Origin of the sequence: Clostridium boliviensis (assembly GCF_033342255.1) — a bacterium.
GTDB lineage: Bacteria > Bacillota > Clostridia > Lachnospirales > Lachnospiraceae > Lacrimispora > Lacrimispora boliviensis.
The window spans coordinates 384776-406916 of record NZ_JAWONS010000329.1 but is presented as its reverse complement, the minus strand read 5'-3'; the positions used below and the strand labels follow the sequence as shown (position 1 = coordinate 406916).

19 protein-coding genes and 1 pseudogene are annotated in these 22141 nt (G+C 37.2%); 16 read left to right on the top strand and 4 right to left on the bottom strand.

What is annotated here, in order from left to right:
* Positions 1-208: 208 nt before the first annotated feature.
* The 3 genes from RZO55_RS25510 to RZO55_RS25500 all read left to right on the top strand — a co-directional run bounded on the left by RZO55_RS25510 (position 209) and on the right by RZO55_RS25500 (position 2633).
* Positions 209-973, top strand: a complete 765-nt coding sequence (locus tag RZO55_RS25510) for a DEAD/DEAH box helicase (RefSeq protein ID WP_318067064.1) — start codon at positions 209-211, stop codon at positions 971-973.
* Between the two features lie 311 nt (positions 974-1284).
* The gene (locus RZO55_RS25505; protein ID WP_318067063.1) at positions 1285-1761 is read left to right on the top strand and encodes a hypothetical protein; all 477 of its coding nucleotides are present in this window, start codon (positions 1285-1287) and stop codon (positions 1759-1761) included.
* Positions 1762-1868: 107 nt separating this feature from the next.
* Positions 1869-2633, top strand: a complete 765-nt coding sequence (locus RZO55_RS25500; protein ID WP_439100089.1) for a Fic family protein — start codon at positions 1869-1871, stop codon at positions 2631-2633.
* A gap of 32 nt (positions 2634-2665) precedes the next feature.
* Here the strand turns inward: RZO55_RS25500 and RZO55_RS25495 are convergent, their stop codons facing one another.
* A complete protein-coding gene (locus RZO55_RS25495; protein ID WP_318067061.1) occupies positions 2666-2812 on the bottom strand; it encodes a hypothetical protein in 147 nt (48 codons plus the stop codon).
* Positions 2813-2945: 133 nt separating this feature from the next.
* On the opposite strand from RZO55_RS25495, the gene RZO55_RS25490 reads away from it, so the two are divergent.
* Positions 2946-3578, top strand: a complete 633-nt coding sequence (locus tag RZO55_RS25490; RefSeq protein WP_318067060.1) for an acyl-CoA-like ligand-binding transcription factor — start codon at positions 2946-2948, stop codon at positions 3576-3578.
* A 144-nt stretch (positions 3579-3722) separates the two neighbouring features.
* On the opposite strand, the gene RZO55_RS25485 is transcribed toward RZO55_RS25490, so the two are convergent.
* Entirely contained in the window at positions 3723-3917 is a 195-nt protein-coding gene (locus tag RZO55_RS25485) for an NAD(P)H-binding protein (RefSeq protein WP_318067059.1), read from the bottom strand.
* A 166-nt stretch (positions 3918-4083) separates the two neighbouring features.
* Here RZO55_RS25485 and RZO55_RS25480 point away from each other — a divergent pair, with 166 nt between their 5' ends.
* From RZO55_RS25480 to RZO55_RS25460, 5 genes and pseudogenes are all read left to right on the top strand, one after another.
* Entirely contained in the window at positions 4084-5016 is a 933-nt protein-coding gene (locus RZO55_RS25480; protein WP_318067058.1) for an AraC family transcriptional regulator, read from the top strand.
* 143 nt (positions 5017-5159) lie between these two features.
* Complete coding sequence (locus RZO55_RS25475; protein ID WP_318067057.1) at positions 5160-6554, top strand: serpin family protein; 1395 nt, start codon at positions 5160-5162, stop codon at positions 6552-6554.
* Positions 6555-7253: 699 nt separating this feature from the next.
* Complete coding sequence (locus RZO55_RS25470; protein WP_318067056.1) at positions 7254-8603, top strand: glycoside hydrolase family 64 protein; 1350 nt, start codon at positions 7254-7256, stop codon at positions 8601-8603.
* 61 nt (positions 8604-8664) lie between these two features.
* A complete protein-coding gene (locus tag RZO55_RS25465; RefSeq protein ID WP_318067055.1) occupies positions 8665-10080 on the top strand; it encodes a glycosyl hydrolase family 18 protein in 1416 nt (471 codons plus the stop codon).
* Between the two features lie 670 nt (positions 10081-10750).
* Positions 10751-11121, top strand: a pseudogene (locus RZO55_RS25460) (IS3 family transposase); the annotation flags it as partial.
* Between the two features lie 161 nt (positions 11122-11282).
* Here RZO55_RS25460 and RZO55_RS25455 read toward each other — a convergent pair.
* Positions 11283-11705, bottom strand: coding sequence for a hypothetical protein (locus tag RZO55_RS25455; protein WP_318067054.1), 423 nt, complete (start codon positions 11703-11705; stop codon positions 11283-11285).
* Entirely contained in the window at positions 11702-11905 is a 204-nt protein-coding gene (locus tag RZO55_RS25450) for a helix-turn-helix transcriptional regulator (RefSeq protein WP_318067053.1), read from the bottom strand. Before RZO55_RS25450 ends, RZO55_RS25455 begins: the two co-directional genes overlap by 4 nt.
* Positions 11906-12191: 286 nt before the next feature.
* Here RZO55_RS25450 and RZO55_RS25445 point away from each other — a divergent pair, with 286 nt between their 5' ends.
* The 7 genes from RZO55_RS25445 (at position 12192) to RZO55_RS25415 (ending at position 22111) form a co-directional block, all read left to right on the top strand.
* Entirely contained in the window at positions 12192-12413 is a 222-nt protein-coding gene (locus RZO55_RS25445; RefSeq protein WP_318067052.1) for a secretion system protein E, read from the top strand.
* Between the two features lie 122 nt (positions 12414-12535).
* Positions 12536-13990 (top strand): radical SAM protein, encoded by a 1455-nt coding sequence (locus tag RZO55_RS25440; protein ID WP_318067051.1) that lies wholly within the window; start codon positions 12536-12538, stop codon positions 13988-13990.
* Positions 13987-15219 (top strand): hypothetical protein, encoded by a 1233-nt coding sequence (locus tag RZO55_RS25435; RefSeq protein WP_318067049.1) that lies wholly within the window; start codon positions 13987-13989, stop codon positions 15217-15219. The genes RZO55_RS25440 and RZO55_RS25435 overlap by 4 nt, the downstream gene beginning before the upstream one ends.
* A gap of 29 nt (positions 15220-15248) precedes the next feature.
* Positions 15249-16895: an ATP-binding cassette domain-containing protein gene (locus RZO55_RS25430; RefSeq protein WP_318067048.1), complete on the top strand. Its 1647-nt coding sequence runs from the start codon at positions 15249-15251 to the stop codon at positions 16893-16895.
* 998 nt (positions 16896-17893) lie between these two features.
* Positions 17894-18355, top strand: a complete 462-nt coding sequence (locus RZO55_RS25425; RefSeq protein ID WP_318067047.1) for a VanZ family protein — start codon at positions 17894-17896, stop codon at positions 18353-18355.
* A 108-nt stretch (positions 18356-18463) separates the two neighbouring features.
* Positions 18464-18808 (top strand): type IV toxin-antitoxin system AbiEi family antitoxin domain-containing protein, encoded by a 345-nt coding sequence (locus tag RZO55_RS25420; protein WP_318067046.1) that lies wholly within the window; start codon positions 18464-18466, stop codon positions 18806-18808.
* A 1206-nt stretch (positions 18809-20014) separates the two neighbouring features.
* Positions 20015-22111 carry a sialate O-acetylesterase gene (locus RZO55_RS25415; RefSeq protein ID WP_439100088.1) on the top strand — a complete coding sequence of 699 codons (2097 nt, stop codon included), beginning with the start codon at positions 20015-20017 and terminating at the stop codon, positions 22109-22111.
* The last annotated feature ends 30 nt before the right edge of the window (positions 22112-22141 follow it).

The following is a 22141-nucleotide window of genomic DNA, read 5'->3' as shown; positions in this document are numbered from 1 at the left end:
TTTGATAAAGCTGACTTACTATCATATGTCTGGTTTTTTGGGGTAGATTATACAGAATTAGAATGGTAAATATGGAGAATTAAACTTAATGAAAGATAAAATAATAAAGTTAAGTAAATATATCGCATATCAATAAAAAAATGACTCCTTGAATTATGTTCTAAATAATTCTGGGAGTTTGTTTTTTTGAAAAAATCAGAAAGAGGCTATGGCAATAAGCAATGGGGTTATCGAAGACAAAACACAATACGAAAAACTTGAAATAAATGGGCTGAATTGCTCACAGTCCAGTATTATGAAGGTAGCAGCATTATCCTGTGCATTTGATAAATATAAAAAAGGTCTATTCTTAAGTGAACATCGTAGATGCTACAATGAGATTGTGGCATATTGTAATAAATTGGTATATGAAGAAAAATTGGAGCCGAAACGTGGAAGCTTTTTTGAGGACAACAAGAATGCACTTATAGATTTTCTCCCGGCAATGGGACATAAACAAATTATAGTGTCAAAATCGCAGAAATCTGGTACAAGCAGACGGAATAAAGAGGAAGCCGTGCAGATTGTTACCTGGTTAAAATATCATTATACCACCATAGCAGACTGCTATAGCAAAAAGAGCAAGACTGACATCAATGAAAAGGATCTGGTTGGCGTTATTACTCCGTTTAAAAGTCAAAGTATTCTGATTAAGACGATAATAAAAAAAGAGATTCCAGATTATGCACAATTTATTGATGTTGGGACAGTACATACCTTTCAAGGCGCAGAGCGAAAAGTAATCATATTTTCAAGTGTATATGGTAATGAGGATGGCTGCTTCTTTATTAATAAGGCAGCAAATTTAATGAATGTTGCAGTTTCAAGAGCAAAGGATTCATTTTTAGTATTTGGTGACAGCGAATGTCTTACTGGAAGTGAAAAAACAGCAGCAGGTTTATTGAAAGATATGACAAAAACTGTTGTTGAGTAGAAATTGAAAGAAAAGTATTTGCTGAAGCCTGCAATAATCCGGGATATCCGGTGACCAGGGAGTATAGCATAATCTGGTATTCTCTGAAAAATGTTGTTTTTTGGGATCACTTACGAATTGAGTAGCAATTTTACTATTGCCAAGGCAATGGTAATGGCGATAAAATATAAGGATTATCAAAGAATTCGGAATTATATAGAAAGTAATGTTTCTAGACTGAGTTATCGTGTGGAGATTAGTATAGAAAATAGGCCAGCTGTAAATGCTATGGGAATTTCTAAATATGAGTGCAGAAGCGGGAAACTAAAAGAATGATGATAAATAAAAAAACAAAGATGTATTTTGGTGGTGTTACAGCCTTATCCATATTAGTGTTATCTTTTCATATGCTTGCTCTAAAATTTATATATAATTATATAGGATTAATGCTGAGTGCAAATGGACTAACAGGCGAAAAGCAAAAAGAAATTGTCGTACAAGCCGAAAATCTTAAAAATTATTCACAATATTGTACAAATGCATTTTTATTAGCCAACTTTTTCTTCCTGATTATTATCGGAATTATATTGCTTACAAGAAAAATCAATTTAAAAATGTACCTATGTTCATATTTACTATTTGAAGTAATTCAGATAATTGGGATTTCGATATTTATACAAATTTTTAATAGGTATGAATTAACAGAAGGCTTTGGGAGATGGAGAATTCTACATCGTAATGTATTGTTTTGGATTATTTTTATTATTCCAATTATAATTTATTTGTCGAATAGAAAACAAAAGACATAAAAACTACTTTTTCAAGATTAATATGGTATATGATTAAGATCTTAGTCTTGCATTGAATAAATAACCAAAACATGGTAAAATATCATATTAGGAATGAGAAGAAAGGAGTGGATAGCTTGGATTATAAAGTATTACTTCAAAAGAGAGGTGACTACGAACAAATTAAAGATTCACTCCCTGAAATAACGGTAAGAAGCTACTCACAGCAATTTGAACTACAATATACACATAATTCTACAGCAATTGAAGGGAACACACTTACCCTTCTGGAAACTAAGGTGGTATTGGAGGAGGGGCTGTCCGTAGGTGGAAAAAAACTTCGAGAGATTTATGAGGTCATCAATCATAACAAAGCCTATCAGCATGTAAAAGATTGCATCTCAGAAAAGAAGTCTTTGGACGAGCATATCATTAAGGACTTACATGCTATTTTAATGGAGAATATTATGATTGGAGGAATATATCGGAACGTAGATGTTTATATTTCTGGTGCCTCCCATACTCCACCGAGCCCTAACGAAATGTATCGTCAGGTAAAAGCATTTTATATGGATTTGCAGGATAGAGCTATAGAAAATGTAATTGAACTTGCGGCCTGGACCCATGCTGAGTTTGTGAGAATTCATCCGTTTGCTGATGGAAATGGAAGAACCTCCAGATTGATTATGAACTATCAGCTGATGGCTCATGGCTTTTTGCCAATATCTATCGCAAAGGAAAACCGTCTGGAATATTTTAATGTTCTGGAAGCTTATGCAGTAGAACGGGATATTGAACCATTTTCCAATATGATTGCATCCCTAGAGGAAGAGCAGCTTGACCGCTATCTTGGAATGGCAATTTCACAGGAACAAACACAGCAACAACTTTAAAGAGAAAGACCTCCAGTAATCATGGGGGATCATCAATATTCTCCATGCCCCATAAGCATAACGTTTGTAATATAGGCATAAGTGTTTGTCCTCGTAGGTGCAATTGCCGTTACTTCAATGTTGGTTTCCTCTGTTACATCTTCACAGGCGGCGTGTCTGCGGATGATCTCTTTCTCCAAATCGTGCCGGTCTGTATGCCTGATTTTTTATGTTAATATGGAATCATTACCATACAAATCATTTTTCGATCGCATAATGAATTCAGTGTGATATAATATTATAAAGAAATTACCCAGTTGGGAGAATATAGTGATGAAAAAAAATAACATATATGGTGACGTTCAGCCGTCTTTTGGGTGGATGGACAAGAAGAAGGCCAAGACAAGAGCCACTATTCAGCGTGAAGCACTGAGACTATTCACAAAACAAGGGTATAATGACACAACGATAGAACAGGTAGCGGAGGCATCGGAAATCTCACGCATAACTTTCTTCCGATATTTTGCGACGAAGGCCGAAGTTGTTCTTTGTGACCTTGACTTTATGGATAATACTGTTATTGAGACTACACTGTCGGAGCCTGCAAAAATGAGTGTCATTCAGGCCCTGCGCACAGCGCTTTCCCAATTGTATCTAAAAAGCCCCGACGAAAGTCTGAAGATGCTTGAAGAGCGGGTAATTTTATTGCGTACGGTTCCAGAGTTGCGCGTTGCTACTATGAATTATTTTCCCGGAAAAACCAGAATAATCAGCGAAATGATAGCAAAACGGACTGGTCGAAAGTCGGATGACTTTGAAGTATGTAACTTTGCCGGTGTTATTGGCGGAATATGGAGCGCTGCATGGCTTAGTACAGAGAAAGATGTTGCAGAAGGATGTATTGGCAGATTCTACAAACTACTAGATGCTGGTTTGAAGCATCTTGAAGATGGGCTACCTCTATAAAATACTTTTATATTAATTTCAGAAACGAAACAAAAAGGAACGCCATTGGTTCACAACACCAATTGAGGTTCCTTTTTTTGCGTTTTTGATATCGTATAATAGAAAAATATGGGCTGAAAGCGGGGATACAAAGACACATGCGTTTTAGGTTGTACATAAGGCTTTCGTCAGTGTTGTCCTATCACTTGGCTCAGCAACAAAGATATCAGCACCTTTTTCGGCAAATGCAGACAGCCGTTCAGCATTCCTTCCAAGTACTCTTACCGATTGCCCTTTCTCTATCAAGTGATTTGCCACTACATTTCCCGTTCTACTAGTTGCACCTGTTATTACATACATTGTGTTTTCCTCCTATGATTTCTTGATCATATTCCATATAAAGCAGCATGCGGTAGAAGATTCTTCTCAAAATCTTGCCTATTTCTATCACGCATGCTAAAATTCATATGTATGATTTCAAATATCCCGCTGCCCATGGTTATCATTAATCGAGGTGGATTTTAGTATGGAAACAGGTATAGAAAAGCCTATAGACAAGACATTAGAAAAACAAACAGAATTGGTTCAGCTAATTAGACACTATGCTCAAACCGATGGAAGTCATTTGTCGGCGATTACCCACCTGCATTTTACTCGTACCTCCTATCTGGAAGGTCCTGTCTATGCAGTTCAGGGGCCGGCTTTGTGTATCATTGTTCAGGGAGCAAAAAAGTTTACAGTGGCCGAAAACAGCTATTATTATGATCCCTTCCATTACCTGGTAGTATCGCTTGATTTGCCGTATATTGGGCAGATCATACAAGCTGATCCTAAATCTCCGTTATTATGTATGAGCTTGCAAATTGAACCAGAGTTAATTTTTGACATTATGCAAGATACCAGTTCAACCATAAGTGAAATTGATTCACACCGAGGAATATTTATAGGTGAAATTACTTTGCCATTAATAGATGCGTGCTGCAGGTTGGTCAGACTTTTGGATACGCCACAGGATATTCCTGCACTTTCTGCCCTGATTATAAGGGAGATATTTTATCGCATTCTTCAGGCGGAACAAGGAGATTTTTTGAAACAAATCGGAATCATAGGCAGTTACTCTCGTAAAATCGCTGAAATCACCGGCATGATCAAGGAAGAGTTTGATAAACCGCTGCGTATAGAGCGCTTAGCTCAGGCAGCTAATATGAGCGTTGCCTCTCTGTATCGGCATTTTAAGCAGGTTACTGCCATGAGTCCCTTGCAATATCAGAAGCAATTACGTTTGCGGGAAGCACGTCGCCTTCTGATGTCGTCGCACGTAAATGCCGCTGATGCCGGCTTTCAAGTTGGGTATGAGAGCCCTTCACAATTTAGCCGTGAATATGCACGGATGTTTGGATTGCCACCAAAAATTGACGCAAAGCATATGCATGATTTACTTTGCCTGATTAAAAAATAATTGATTAATATTCTACCAACCGATTATAATATATCGAACTAGGTCCCACCAACTTCAAACGGCAATTCTTATATATCAGTCTTATGATGGACTCAATTGATACAAAGCCTTAAGAAGACTCTAGGAAGGGAGGGCATTTTGCTATGAAAGAAAAGAAGATATTTAATGCTATTACAGATGTTCGTGACGAGCTGATAGGAGAAGCAAAAGATACAAATCTTAGAAAGAAAAGCACTACATTGAGGAGATGGATGGCTGTTGCAGCTTGTGCCATACTGGTTATTATAGGTACTGTATATTTTAGAGGAGAAAGCAGAAATCCGCATTCGGAATCAATATTAGATGTTGTTTACCCAAATGCTTTTGCTTTTGAAGACGATGATACACGGAGGAAGGTTAGGGAAGAAAACCCTGTTGTTGACAACTTTATTGCAGCTATTAATGATTTTTCCTACAAGACAGGTGCTCTTGTACTTACGGATGAAGGGAAAAATATCAATTATTCTCCCCTTTCCTTATATTATGCTCTATCCATAGCAGCTTCAGGTGCTAAAAGTGAAACTGAGACTCAATTACTTGATTTATTGGGTATTGGCAATATTCAAGAACTTTCTGCCCAGAGTGGGAATTTGTATAGGTTACTTTATAGAGACAATGAAATCGGAAAGCTGAAAATTGCAAATTCTATTTGGCTGGATGATGATGTGAACGATGAAGCAATTTTATTCAAAGATGATTTTGTTAAAGGTTCAGCAGAGAATTTTTATGCAAGTTCCCAAAGAGTGGATTTTGCAAGTGAAGAAACAGGAAAAGCTATGGCTGATTGGATATCTTCCAATACTAATGGAACATTATCACCAAAAATTGAAACAGATCCCGATCAAATACTTACAATACTAAATACGGTTTATTTTTATGATCAATGGATTAACCGTTTTAATAAGAATAAAACCGCCGAGGATGTGTTTTATCTTTCAAATGGCAGTGAAGTAAAATCTGATTTCATGAATCAGACTTTCGGTTCAGCCGGATTCACGAAGGGAAAGGGTTACACTCGCGCAGGTTTGTCTTTAAAAAATGCAGGACAAATGATATTTATTCTACCTGATGAAGGTGTCTCACCTTATGACTTAATTACATCTGCCGAGCAAATGAAGGAGGTTTTTGAAGGAGGAGAGAGCTTTAACGGTGAAGTGGTATGGAAAATACCGAAGTTTAGCTTTAGTTCAAAGCTTTCTATGACCGATCTTCTTAAAGAACTTGGTGTAAAGTCTGCCTTTACGCCTGATGCAGACTTTACTGGTATTACAGACCACATGGCTTATATCACTGGTATACTGCAGGAAACAAGGATATCCATTGATGAAGATGGAGTCGAAGCTTCAGCATTTACTCAGATTAATTATGCAGGCTGTGCAATGCCGCAAGGACGTGTGGATATGATCCTTAACCGTTCGTTTATTTATGGCATCACTGCACAGAATGGTAGCTTGCTGTTTGTGGGAGTATGTGAAAACCCTGAAGAACTTCCATTATGATGTAGATTATTGAGTCAAATGAAAAAACACCACAGGGTAGGCTGGATTGTTAACGATTCCGTTTGTTGAAAACAAGATGAATAAAGTTAAAATCGAGTATTTCTATTATAATAATGATAAGCTTTTAAAACTAAGGAGGAGTGTGTGAAAATGTGATTGGTGGAGAAGGCATTAATTATAGGGGCTATGTTTTTCAAAAATGAAAAGCATGGCTTTTTTATTTTGTCAAGAACACCTTTAAGCCACTGGCTGCTCTGTCAGCAAAGCGCTCCTTCCACAGGATGACATTGTTAGTTTTCATTATGATTTTCCTCTCCTAATCTTATTTATGGAAGAATATCACTTTTAAAGAGCAGATGGAATGACGCCTTGTTTTGAAACGGTTACTAAATTTTGAAAATATATTAAAAAATGTAAAAAGTGTTACTAAACACTGAAGTAGTACGTTTATATTTATAGAGTGGGAGTTATAACTCTAAAAATACGAAAGGAGGAATTCTATGATTGTGAAAACAAAAGAATGAAGTTCAATGTTATGTTATGTAGTCTTAGATTGTAGTTGAAGAGGTGAAATTTTATAACGTGAGCCTTATGAATATCACGAATACTTCAGCCGCCGACTAAACCCAGGGCGTGGACGTATCCGGGAATAACGTAACCTTATGGTGCAAACCGCTTAATAAGAAAAGGAGGAGTTTTATGGAAAAATCACAAATTCAACGCATTGTCGTCATGTTGCTCATTTTGATTCTATCTTTCTCTATGAATGTCACGAATACTTTGGCTGCCGACTATACCCAGGGCGTGGACGTATCCGGGAATAACGCAACCTTATGGTTCAAATCGACGGTCAATACCTCATGGGTGGACGCTCATTATACAGTGAATTCGGGCATTCAGCAAAACGTAAGAATGACTTACAATTCCGGTGCAAACAGATATGAACATCCCATTGATTCGGCCGCCGGAGCCGTGATCAAATATTTCTTTACCTATAATAACGGGTCTGCAGCGTACGATACGGGTATCTTCACTTATCGGGGCGCAGCGGGACAGCCGGACACAGGAGATTCGATTTACTCCATCCCCGTCTCTTCGATTCCCAATCCGATCGGGAACGGAGTCAGCATGAAGATCATGAACGGTACCGGAGGAGCCTATGCCGACCATGATATTTATTGGGGAGTCATCGGCATTAACCCGGACAACAAGAAATGGAGCTACCTGACTTTGCCCGGAGAGCTTATTCCCATCTCAACGGCGCTTAACGATGCCTCCGGACATTTGACCAAAAACGGAGTCAACTACGCTAATATTTATCACAAGGTAAGTGATGCCGCTTGGGTCGATCTTCCCAAAATCACATCCGGCAGACTGTTTCTCAGCGTAGGTTCTCCTTGTTTTATTAAAACTTTTGAAACCGGATTCGCTGGCCCCGACATCAATAATCCAACCGATCCTAACAAAGACGTTTATTTCGATTTTGTGGAATTTACGGTGGACGATGCCGGCTATCATGGGAATACGACCCGGGTGGACCAATTCGGGTTCCCGGTTCAGCACCGGTTGGTTAACAAAGCGGGCGACTATGATCGAACCGTTGGCGAATTGGAAATAGAAACCCGTTCCGGCCTGTTTGCCAAATATCAGAATGAAGTGCCTCAAGAGTTTAAGTCGCTAGGCACTTTACAGGCTCCCTACCGGATCGTCAGTCCGATAGTCGGGCCGTTTAAGCCCGGGGGCGCCTATGAAAATTATTTTGCCGGCTATAGCAGCATCTCCACGCGCGATATCCTGCTGGGGATCGGCACAGCCAGCGATCCCAACGTTTGTGCTGCGCTCAACCGGCACGTTTATACAGAGCGTGCTGATTGGAACAATGTCAGCAAATACTATCAGGCCGCACCGGCCAATTTTTACGCCAAGTTCTGGCACGACCACAGCATCGACGGGCGGGCCTACGGGTTCTGCTACGATGACGTCAACGGACAAGCCGCTTACCTCGAAGTTGGGGACCCCAAAGGCCTAATCGTCAGAGTAGGCTGGTAAACAGGGGGTAACGCTTTATCGGCTTTATAAAATATTTTTACAAAGAGAGGACAGGATTATAATGCAAAGTCATAGAAAGAAAGTTTCATTCCTAGCTGTTTTAGTATTTTTGATTGCCCTTTTCGCTCCAATGCTGTCAGGAACCCCAACCGCTCAAGCCGCTCAAGCCAACGATCTTTCCGACGCCGCGCAGGTTGTCGGACAGACTGTACAGGCCAGTGCCTATCCGGCATGGGACAGCGGTAAAAATTATCTCGGTGGAGACATCGTCTCCTACAACGGTTCTGAGTACAAAGCCAAATGGTGGACCCAGGGGGATGTTCCCGGAGAATCTGAAGTCTGGGAATTGATTTCGCCATCGGACGGCAGTTATCCGGCATGGAGCAGCAGTAACGCTTATGTCGGCGGAGACATCGTCACTTACAACGGCCAACTGTACAAAGCCAAGTGGTGGACTCTGGGCGAAATTCCCGGCGTCGCCGCCGTTTGGGATTTGTTGGCCGGCAATCCGGACCCGAATCCGGACCCAGACCCAGACCCGGACCCGAACGATCCGCCAGTTTCTGGAGACTTCAAGGTGGTAGGCTATTATCCAAGCTGGGAACCCGGCAAGGTGGGGACGATTCAATATAATAATCTGACTCATATCAATTACGCGTTTGCCATTCCGACCAGCGATGGCTCGCTGCTGCCGCTGGAAAACCCGGACACCGCCAGACAAATCATTCAAACAGCCCATAAAAACGGCGTAAAAGTACTGCTTGCGGTTGGCGGCTGGGAGTATAATGGAACGCCTCTGGAAAATACGTTCATGGCTGCGACCAATACGCCGCAAAAAATCGAAAAATTTGGCAACGCCATTATCGCAATGGCCAGGGAATACGGATTTGACGGCGTGGATATGGACTGGGAACACCCGAGAAACGACGGGACAAGCAAACAGCAATACGAAAGTTTTATGCTCTATTTGAGCGCGGAGCTGAAGAAGCAAAATATGTTGCTGACCTCGGCCGTACTTAGCGGCGTGACACCGGAAGGCGTGGTCTATTGGGACTCTGCGGCCCACACCGATGCGGTCATCAACGCAGTCGACTGGATTAACGTGATGGCTTATGACGGAGGCGACGGCGACCGCCATTCCAGCTACAACTTTGCCGCTCTCTGCGGGAAGTATTGGAAAGAGACCCGGGGCATGCCCGCGCATAAAGTCGTTTTGGGTGTTCCGTTCTACGGCAGGCCTTCCTGGGCTTCGTATGCCGCCATTTTGCAAGCCAACCCTAACGCCTACAACACCGACATTTCGATGATCAATGGCATGGAGGCTCATTACAACGGTATTCCAACGATCCAGAGAAAAACGCAATACGCGTTGGAGGAACTTGGAGGAATCATGATTTGGGAGCTGACCCAAGACACGACGGATTCCAGCAAAAGCTTGCTGCAAGCCATCGGCAACACAGTAAGAGCTCATGAATAATAAATACGTTGAATAACCAAACGGGGGCGTTCGTTTCCGCTCGCAAGAAGCGGGGAGTCGCAAGGCATATTTTATGATTTTTTGGTAAATGCCAAAGGATTTCATATTAAAAAAATAAAAAGTGTTAGTTGTGGTAAATGTATAGAGCTATGCCCACAGAAGCAAGTGAATACAAAAAGAAGACGTAAAACAAGTTATTCAATACTACTGAATTAATTGTCGAAATTTGTCGCACAAAAAGTGAAAATAATATATTTTCCTTGTAAAGTTATGATAAAATGTACTTGTATTTAGTACCACAGAACACATTTATGATTATAACTTTATAATAAGCAGATGTTCTTAGAATAAATATTGAGAACATCTGTTTTTTTATAAAATAATAAGCATATATTAAAATGTTAAGGAAACTATTAGATGTAGAGTTAAAAGGGGGGATAGTTATGTTATTTTTTAAGCGAGTAAATAGTTGCTGTGATTAACAATTTGATACTAAAGTTTTAAACTATAGAAAAGATATTTTTCAAAAGCGAAGATTAAATAAAAGTTGGACATTAAAGAATAAAAGAATCAAAAAAACGATTGGCAGATAAAATTTTGATTTCGATTTGTTGTTTTAATTCAGGTGTAAATGTACGACGTGGTCTTGGTTCTTTCTTTTGAGACATAGGGCATCAATCTTGATGAACTCAACAATCGGGAAAAGGTATTCTTGATTGATGCCCTACGTTGTAAATGCAAACTTAACGAACTCTTGCCGATTATGAAAATCTCAAAAAGTACTTACTGTTATCATGTTAATAGTATTCGCGCTTTCGACAAGTACCAAGAACCCAGAGAGATTATAAAGTACTTGTTCGTTACTAATAAATGCAGATACGGATATCGCCGTATTCATTGTTTGTTGCGAAACAAAGTTATTATAGTTTCTAAAAAAAGGTACGTCGTATTATGAAAGAAGATCAACTCCTAGTTAAATGCACAAAGAAACCCAAATACAATTCGTATAAAGGTGAAATCAGTCCGGAAATTGATAACATCACCTATAATTGATTTGGGTGGGATGAGCCCACTTCAATATAGACGTAGTCTAGGAATAGCAACTTAGTCCAAGTAAGCGTCCGCCCCCCCTCTTAATCCATACTGGAATTTACCCCTGCACAGTGCTCGGGGGATAATAATAAACACTCATAAATATATTATTACTGACGCCTTTCCAGGTAGTGATAAACAATAGAGTTTATTACCCACTGCAAAATGAAAAGTATAAATATCATTCCTATTACCCATGCTTCCACTCGAAGTAGAGCCAGCACAAAATCCAAAATTAATAAGCTGAAAGCCATAAACTGGTAGGTAATTATGCCTGATTTTGCTCTTAAAAATTGTTTGCGTTCATCAACGCTGTTAATGTAGGCTTCTTTTTTTTGGTTTTCATATTTGGACTGATGGGTAGGGATTTGATAATAAGAAATACGGATTAGTTGTACAATTGAACTAAATCCAAAGCCAAATCCCATCGCCAAAATTAAAATAGAATAGTAATTAGTATTTACCATGAGACCTATTGCAATTAGGGTAATACCAACGATAAGTCCAAAAATAAATGGTTTCTTTTCTTTCATTTTGTTTCCTCCTCATAAATAAATACTTCTTCAATACTCATTTCAAAGTATCGAGCGATTTTGAAAGCTAATAGTATTGATGGATTGTAACGACCGTTTTCTAAAGAACCTATTGTCTGTCGGGATACTTCCAAAACGGCAGCTAATTCTTCCTGCCTAATGCCTTTTTGTTTTCTTAATTCTTCTAACTGATTTCTCATTAGATCCTCCTTTCTGATGTAAAGGTTGCTTTCCTTAATTTCATTATACTCTTTAAAATTAAAATGTCAAGTATACTTTCCGTTTTTGGTAGATATTAGTATCTAAAAATAATGCTTTTATGACATAGCATATAAACCATGGGGTGAATAATAGTGGAAAATGACGCGTTGTGTCGCATTTCTTACATGCAATGTGAAATTTTGGCTGATTATTGTATAATGGGTTAACATCATGATGTAGAGCAAAAAAAAGTACAATTCAATTATTTAGAAAGGAGGTACTATTATGGGCGCTATAAACTCTTATTCAGCCGTTGCGGCACAAGGCGGTGGCTGGACATGTGCTGTGCTTTGTGCACTTGGCTGTGGTATTGCAGGAGGAGGCTGTGCGGGATTATGTCTTGCCGATGGTCCAGCACCATTTGCTGATGCAGCTGCATATGGAGCCATTTCAACAGCTGCAGGAGGAGGAGCTGCCGCATCAACAGGAATTGCTTATAATATTTAGGCGGTTTTTAATGATATTGCCTTTTAAGTGCGGCTAGTGAATTCAAAAAAATGGAATGTGTGTATTCATTTATACACATTCCAATTTTTAGTCAAAGCATATAATATGGGGAAGGGAGTTTTATGTTAGATAATAATCAGGTTATAATAGAAACTAAAAGTGGTGAGGAATATGAATTTTTAACAAATTCAGGAATAATATTATCTGAAAAAGGATTAAAGGCATCATCACAACAGCGAATAGAAAAATTGAAACAAATAGAAAATGCATGTAAGAATGATATAAACATAAGGGCATTACAACGTAAAAATTTAACTGCAAGAGAAGCAAAAGACTGCGTAATGAAAAATGGTTTAACAGAATTGATTATTGAAGTTACAAATACATGTAATATGAGATGTACATATTGTATTTTTGGAGAAAAGTATGGGGAACTAAGAGAGCATGGACAAAAAAACATGACATTTGAAACAGCAAAAGTGGCAATTGATACTTTTCTAACATTAGTGAACGAAAATCATATACATAATCCAGATGGAAAACCTATATTCTCATTTTATGGTGGAGAGCCTTTGCTAAATTTTACACTAATAAAGAAATGTGTTGTATATATTAAAAAAGTATATAGCGGTGAGGTTTTCATTACATTAACGTCTAATGCTACATTAATAACAGATGAAATGCTGTATTTCTTCAAAGAAAATTTAATACACCCAATATTTAGCTTAGATGGTGGAAGGCATGAGCATGACTTGCATAGAGTAATTAGAAAAAATGTTGGTAGTTATGACAAAGTAATAGAAAAATTATATAGAGCGTATGAGGTATTACAGTTTCCTTTGTTTATAAATGCAGTATATTCCTATGATACAGATTTAAGAAAGGTTATAGATTTTTTTGTAGAACATGAAGAATTTTTCCTTTTGAGTATTAATATGGTAAGCCCAATAAATACTTCATATTTTGATGATTTTACGTATGAAAAAAAGAATAATTTTATTAGAACTTGGAAAGAATTGCAAAATGAATATTATTCTATTGTTAAGTGTGGTAGAAATGAAAAAGTATCAAAAAAAATGTCTAAGGACGATAGAAGAATACTAGTTATGGATATGCTGTTTAGTAGACAGTGCATGAATTTGGTGTTGAGACAAATATTAAGCAATAATAAACAATTAGGTTTTACTGCAGCATGTGTTCCAGGAGAAAGAATATTTGTTGATGTTAATGGTGATTATCATATTTGCGAGAAAATTAGTAGAACTAGGAAAATTGGTTGTAATAATACTGGTTTAGATTATGAGGAAATAGCAAATATAATGAATGAGTACTATGAAAATATATCAAGTACTTGCGTATCATGTGAAATAAAAAAAGTATGCCCTACTTGTTTTAATAATTTTTTGACAGGTGGAGTATTTGAAAAGAAAGATGAAATGTGCACTATGAATAAAAAAGCTTTTATTGACAATTTGGCGCATTATTGCTACATTAATGAACTCGATAATCAATGGTTGGATAATTATAGGTCACAATATTATAAAAAAGCTAAAGAATTGGTGGTGACATTAGGATGAAAAGATACTTTCAACTTTTTGAAGAATGCTTGTTAGTAAATAATTCTAACGATGGAGGGGCTGTATATAATTTAATTAGTGGAGATGTATTTACCTACAAAATTTCTGAAACAAATATTTTGGCTTTATGTGAGAAGAAAAATTCTATAGATAATATATCTAAGTCATTAAATATTTTACATGAATATTTAATCTCATTTTTTGATAAATTAGTAGAAGCTAATTTGGGATTTTATAGTGATGAACCAGTTTACGTTGAAAAGATGATTATTGATTATAATTGGATGGAGCTTAGCTATTTGAATGAACGGCCGGTTGTAGAACGGGCATTTATACTATTGAATAGCAAATGTGATTGTGATTGTTATTATTGTAATGAAAATTCTATACGAATGAATAGTTGTGTGGGCTGCTTTAAAGATACTGATATTATTAATGGAACCACAACAACATATGACGACTATGCTATAGCTTTAGATTATTTAAAATTGTTAGGAACAAATACAATCTTTTTTTCGGGTGGAAATTTTTTTCAAGATTTTTATCGGAATATCAAAGTAATTAAGTATGCAAAAGAAATTTCAATTAAAAATATCTTACTATATCTAGGGAATAATCAAAATATTAACCAAGAATATTGGGGGATTTTAAAACAGCTAGATATAAATATTTATATACAGATACCGATTTTAGACGAAAAAAGTATACATAATAATTTATTAATCAATAGTATTAAAGGCATATTACCTTTTTCGGTTATTCTCCTTTTTGATATAATGCATGATACTGAATTTAAGAAAGAGGTAATAGAGGATTGTTCATCAACTTTTATACCAAAAGAGATCTATACAGATTTAGTTATCAATACCAGCAGGAATGATTCTATATTAAATAATAATTTATATGAATTAAAAAGAACATCCATACAAGATTATAATATTAGACATGTATATAATACTTGTATGCATGGTCTTTTAACTATTACAAGTCATAAAACGGTAACAATTTGCCCTAAAATAAATGAACCTTTAGGTAAAATTGATGATTTTACAAATTTAACATCATCTAAAAAATTAAATCAATTCTGGAAATTAACTAAAGATAAAATTGAAAAATGTAAAGGATGTAATATAAGATATATATGTAAAGATTGCAGATATATAGAGAAAAAACTGTCTGGTAGTATAAATGAAAGTCGGTTGTGCGCTGCTTGTAATTTATCTAAATAATTATTTCTGTGTTTTATTGGAAAGGTACAATGATGAATATGATAAAGTTTTCTATAAAATATATTTTGAGACATTATTTATCTTTTGTTATTTTAATGTTCTTTGTCATTGTAAAATCAATTTTGGCAGTAGTAGCACCATATCTATCAGGCATTTTTATCGATCAACTGATAGTACAACCATCGATGAAAACAATTTATGGATTTGCCATTATATATGCTCTTTTAGCTTTGACGCAAATAATAACCTTATATATTAGCACAATTCTTCATACATATATATATGCAAATGCTAGTATTAGCCTAACATTTGATGTAGTGGAACATATGCGAAAGTTACCGTTGTGTTTTTACACAAATAAAGATATTACATATTTTACACATAGGATTCAGGGAGACTCTAATGCACTGATAACTTTTGTGTTAACAAATGCGTTAGATTTGGTAAGCAATATTCTGTCAATTGCTGGTACTATATATATTGTAATAAAAGTAAGTAAGTATATGTGTATTGTTTATATAATAGCATTGTTTGTGTATTTGGTACAATATATACTTACGAAAAAAATGATATATTCAAATTCTAAAACATTAAGGGAGATGGAATCACATTTCTTTTCTGTATTGCTTTCGCAATTGAAGCATCTAAGATTAATTAAGATGTTTAATATAGGAAAGATTTTTGATTTAAGATTACGAGCGTCATACGACTCTTTGTATAAAGCAACATTGAATCTTCAGAAAATTATGTGCTTTTTTCAGTCGAATCAAATAACGGTGTCATCTATTTTTAAAGTACTACTTCTTATATTTGGAGGAATACAATTTATTAATGGAAAAATGACTATAGGCATGTTTTCAGTATTGCTAACCTATTTAGGATTAATAATGAATAGTGTTGTATATTTTGCTAATCTTGGTCAGTCATATATTAGTGCTATGGTAAGTTATAATAGAATGGTAGAACTTATATATCTGCAAGAGGATTGTAATGGTTCAGAAATGATAGCTCATGTTAATAGTATTTCGATACAAAATCTGTCATATGGATATGATAACAATTTATTGGTTTATAACTTTAGCTATATTTTTGAAAAAGGAAAAATTTATTGTATTTGTGGATCTAATGGAACTGGAAAAAGCACTTTTTCTGATATTTTATTAGGCTTAAATCAAATATATGAGGGAAAAATTGTTTTTAATAATTCTAAAGATTTACGAGATTTGGATATGTATAAAATTCGTGAAAAATTATGTTGTTGTATATCACAAGATGCATTACTTTATGAAGATACAATATTAAACAATATTTTACTATGCAAGGAGAATACAGATATATCGATAATTGATAAATTAGCTGTGCAAATTGGATTATTTCATGAAAATAATTCGAATTTATCTCTTGATTATTTGATAGATAACAATAAAGAAAATTTGTCTGGTGGTGAACGTCAAAAAATTTCTTTGTTAAGGAGTTTTGTTGGAAATAATGACTTTATTATTTATGATGAACCAACTTCCTATTTAGATAAATCGTCTAATGATTTCTTTATTAACAAATTACAAGAAATGAAACTCCAAAATAAAATCATTTTAATCATAACCCATGATCACACTCTTCAAAATTATTGTGATGTATGCATAAATTTAGAAAATTATGTAGCGGATAATTCGTAAAAAAAAATTGTTAATAATAATTCATGAGATAAAAAGTTTGAAAAGATTATGCCCAAAGATTCCGAGAGATCCTTCTAACAAGAGATACCAATTCAATGAATTCAAAATGTGGTATATCTGGATAGGCGGAATGTAACGCGCAGCAAAAAGCACAGTTCGAAGAAGAAGTTATAATGATGGAGCTGTAGGAATAATAAATAAGGCCAGTGTGATTTTAGGGCCTAGCATAGCATCCAACTTCCTAGCGATTGGTTTTATATACTATTAAATTAACTGTTACTGGAATATGGGGCTTAGCTAAAGTCCAACCAGCTTCAAACTGCATAAGTAAATGCAAGTTGGCAAGCTCAAGGCTCCAATGGACATCTTTTTTCTATAAGTATTAGTCAACTTAATGTCTACGCCAAGGGACAGCAATTTTTCATCTTGCTTACATTTATGCTGCCGTAATGGGATAAATGCAAGGAAGGTAAATAAGATGACCATAAATGACAAGTGGGAAAAAAGCTTTGATTGCATTCATAATGACTATTGAAAATGAAGAAGATCGAGATAAGATAACTGAAATATATAAACTTTATAGTGGAACAATGCCCGGATAAAATAATCCTAAAACCGCAACTACTGAAATAAGTAAAAGTTGATTTTAAACTTGCAGACAGGTGTCATTTTTTTGAAAAGGTAAAATCAGATACGGTATTACTGTGGTGTGACACGAACGTACTGTAGGACAGCAGTTCATGTATAAAACGAACGTTGCGAATGAGGAGCTGGCTATCAGTCTAAATAACGGACGAGGAGACCAAGAAAGGAAGACGATATACCTATTGCTCTTCTCATTCTAACAGAATAATATTACGTTTGCTTTGAAGTTTCAAGGAATTCCAACAGATATTCATTTATTCATTTGATGGAAATATTTCATAAAATACATAACTAGATACCAGAAGCATCCGGTTCTGGTATCTAGTTAAAGCTGGTTGAAAGGTAGAAATTATATGTTACTAAAAAAAACTATTCTTCATAATATTCTGTGGGTGTATGCTGCTTTCCTTTTCCTATTTGTTGCAGTCAAATTTAATGGTTCTTTTAATGATATTACAAGCAGAGTAAATTCTATAATGGAAAATCGATGCGATGGTATTTGGAATATCAACTTAGTACCTTTTAGATCTATTGCTCCACAATTAAAGTATATTACAGAATGGTGGTCATTGAAAAACATCATAGGAAATATCATTTTATTTATTCCTCTGGGTTTTTTAGTTCCATTAATTTATATCAATGCTCAAAGATTTTATAAAACATTTTTAATAATATTCCTAAGCGTACTTTTAATTGAAACTTTTCAACTATTTACTGTGCTAGGCGTATTTGATATAGACGATATTATTCTAAATTGTACTGGCGGTATAATAGGTTACCTTCTGTTTTATATTTTAAAAAGAATGGTATATTAAGAGACGCCCGACCTTTCGATACCTATCCAATAATGGTTACAGGATAGGAGATTTCCTATATGTCCAGAATCACCTCCTATTAACAGGAAACTGTTCATTGGTGAATACGTGGAACGAATTGGGTATGGAGAACACATTAGCAACGCTGTAGAAAATATTCCCTATGAGTGTGTAATTCAAAAAGAGGATATTGCTAAAAAGCTGGCGGCAGAATTTGAACTTCCATATGATAAAGCGAAAGTCCTTACTAATGTAAAGTTAGATCGAATGGCTGACAAAGGGGAAATTGAGAGAGTCCAAAGAGGATTATACTGCCATATAAAGCAAACCATTTTCGGAAAGGTGACGCCAAGCATAGATGAGATAGTGATAAAAACTCTGAAGATACAGGATGACAAAAGAATTGGATATGAAAGCGGAGCATTTTTTCTAAACGGGTATAGACGCTGTTAAGGCGAAAAAGCCTGACAGGGTAGTATTGCTAACAATGAAAAAGGCGATGTTGAAGTATACCGCGCAAGCAAAGCCGCGTTGAATATGTTGATGCACAGTTTTGCAGCTAGACATAAGTTGGCCTTCAGTACCTAGATCAGTTCGGAAAAGCTGTGCGTTGGTAATCATCGTAAGCATATTTGAACGATAAACGGTCTCTTCGCAGGCGTCTACGACTGGCACGATATGCCGACTAAAGAGCAGATCACCGTCATGTGCTGAACCGAGCATCAAAACTGCCTAAAGCCTGATCTGAGCAAATGCCTCCTAGCTCTGATTTGGTTTAGGTTGGGAGGTGTTAATTTCTTTTCTTTCATCCAAATATGCCTGAGCGATTTTACGAAGTGTGTCGTCATCTTGCACCCAGCGAGATCCGACACTTGATAAAGATTAAGGATCAAAAATGAGCAGGGAATTTTCTTAACGAAGATACCCGCTTTTTTTATGCCCTTTTTTAAGGACTCAAAGCCATTTATATCGTAGCAGACGCATAATCTGACTCCAAATCAGTAGTTTCTAAGTATTTCCTTTGTATGCACGTTTACTTTCCCATTAAGTATGACTGCAAGTATACGTTCCGCTTTTTGGTAGATATTAGTGTTCTTAAAAATAATGTTTTTATGACATAGTATATAAACCATGGGGTGAATAGTAATGAAAAATGGCGTGCTGTGTCGCATTTCTTACATGTAATGTAAAATACTGGGTGAATATCATATAATGAGTTAACATCATGATGTAGAGCAAAAAATTACAATTCAATTATTTAGCCTGCAAATAAAAAGGCAATAGGAAATTGAAATTTTTTGGTTTGATTTTTGTGTACATACGCAGGAACTTATTAGCACCAGCGGTCATGTAGACATAGTAGGGTTTTGATGCCGCAGACTATGCCTTGATGAAAATGTACCTTCTTGGATCAGTTAACGATTTTCCCGTACAAGACTGCCGTGCATCTCTCCCTTCGGGATATCGGCGGTTTAAAGATAAGTTTATTTTATTATACGCAATAAGGTAGTGAAAGGGGGTGTGTGAAAACTTAAAGATAAGCAAAACGAGTGCAGTGTACTTACTAAAAATGAAGGAGGTTAAAATGGTGACGTAATGATGAATTTAATCTAAAGGTAGGTTTCTGTTAAACAACCAAAAAAGAAAGGAGAAATAAAAATGGAATCAAAAACCTTAATGAAAGAAATAAGCAGGAAATTGAAACTAACATTTTCCATAATCGCTGTACTTCTCGCTGTACTTTTCGCAATACCTGTATGTTCAGTGGCGGCGGAAACGCTCCCAACCTTTCCGCCGTCAGGCTATGACCAGGTCAAGACCAACATTCCACACGGTCAGGTCAGCTATATTACTTATCAGTCCACGGCGACAAACAGCCAGCGGAGGGCGAGAATTTACCTGCCGCCAGGGTATTCAACGAACAACAAATACAGCGTCATGTATTTATTGCATGGCATTGGCGGGAATGAAGACGAGTGGTACAACAGCGGCGCACCGAATGTCATCCTTGACAATCTCATTGCTGCTGGTAAAATTCAACCCTTTATCCTTGTATTACCAAACGGAAATGCAACGGGAACGGGAGTAAGGGATGGCTGGGAGAATTTTACGAAAGATTTGATGAATTCTCTTGTACCCTATATTGAATCACACTATTCCGTTTATAGTGATGCCCAACACCGTGCGATTGCCGGTCTTTCACAGGGTGGCGCCCAATCGCTGAATATCGGGTTGCCGAACGTGGATAAGTTCCCCTATATCGGCGGATTTTCCTCCTCCCCCATCACCAAACAGGTTAACCAGCTGTTTCCTGACGGCGGGACTAAGGTTAAGGCGAATTCAAAACTGCTGTTTCTCTCATGCGGAACCGCAGATGGACTTATATCCAATAACAATAGGGTAAGAGATTATTGCAAGTCCAATAATATTCGTTACACGGAATGGCTTCTCTGGGGTAACGGTCATGATTGGAGCGTATGGAAGCCAAGTCTGTGGAATTTCGCCCAGATGGCGTGCGCAGCAGGATTTACGGAGCAGAACACGCCACCATCAAACCCTGACCCCATTTCGGCCTTTACACAGATCGAAGCGGAAAGTTTCGAGAACCAGCAGGGAGTCCAAACCGAAACCTGTACCGAAGGTGGGGAGAATGTCGGGTATATCGAGAATGGCGATTATGTTAGTTACAGCAATATCGATTTTGGCACCGGTGCGGCAGGCTTCCAGGCCAGAGTAGCCAGCGCCGCCAGTGGTGGTAATATTGAGATCAGGCTGGATAGTATTAACGGCACTTTAATCGGGACTTGTCCGGTTGCAGGAACCGGCGCTTGGCAGACCTGGACCGATGTAAAGTGCGATGTCAGCGGGGCAAGCGGAAAACATGACGTTTATCTGAAATTTACAGGCGGAAGCGGATACCTGTTTAACCTCAACTGGTTTAAATTTACGGCGCTATACAGTATGGAAAGCCTGGGGGTTGAAAACGGACAAGGTCTCACCCTTACGCCTGCACAGACACCCGTACAGACAACAACTCCAACACCAAATGCTGCTAAATTCCACTGTTTTCTGTTATTAGGTCAATCCAATATGGCAGGTTATGCTTTGGCACAAGCTTCTGATAAAGTGGAAGATCCCCGCGTGCTTGTATTGGGGTATGATAATAATGCTGCACTCGGACGGGTAACCAATAAGTGGGATGTGGCATGTCCACCTCTTCATGCTTCCTGGCTTAATGCTATCGGCCCTGGAGACTGGTTTGGCAAGACCATGATACAGAAAGTCCCGGCTGGTGATACGATCGGACTGATACCCTGCGCGATCAGCGGTGAAAGGATCGAGACATTTATGAAGTCGGGAGGCACCAAATATAACTGGATCATCAACCGTGCAAAAATTGCACAGCAAAATGGTGGCGTCATTGAAGGCATCATTTTCCACCAGGGCGAATCCAACAGCGGAGACCCAAGTTGGCCCGGCAAGGTAAAAACACTGGTGGATGACCTTAGAAAAGATTTAAACCTGGGGAATGTTCCTTTCCTCCCCGGCGAACTGCTTTACAGCGGTCCTTGTGCAGGTCACAACAGGTTGGTAAACCAACTGCCGTCCCTGATTACGAACTGCTCGGTAGTCTCTGCAAGTGGTCTGGCAGTAGACCCTGGCGATACACAATATCGTCTTCATTTTAGTCATGATTCATCAGTTACCCTGGGCAAGCGATATGCTGAAAAAATGATTCAAGCCCTCGGCTGGTGAGGTACAATTTCGAAGTTACCTTATACGCTA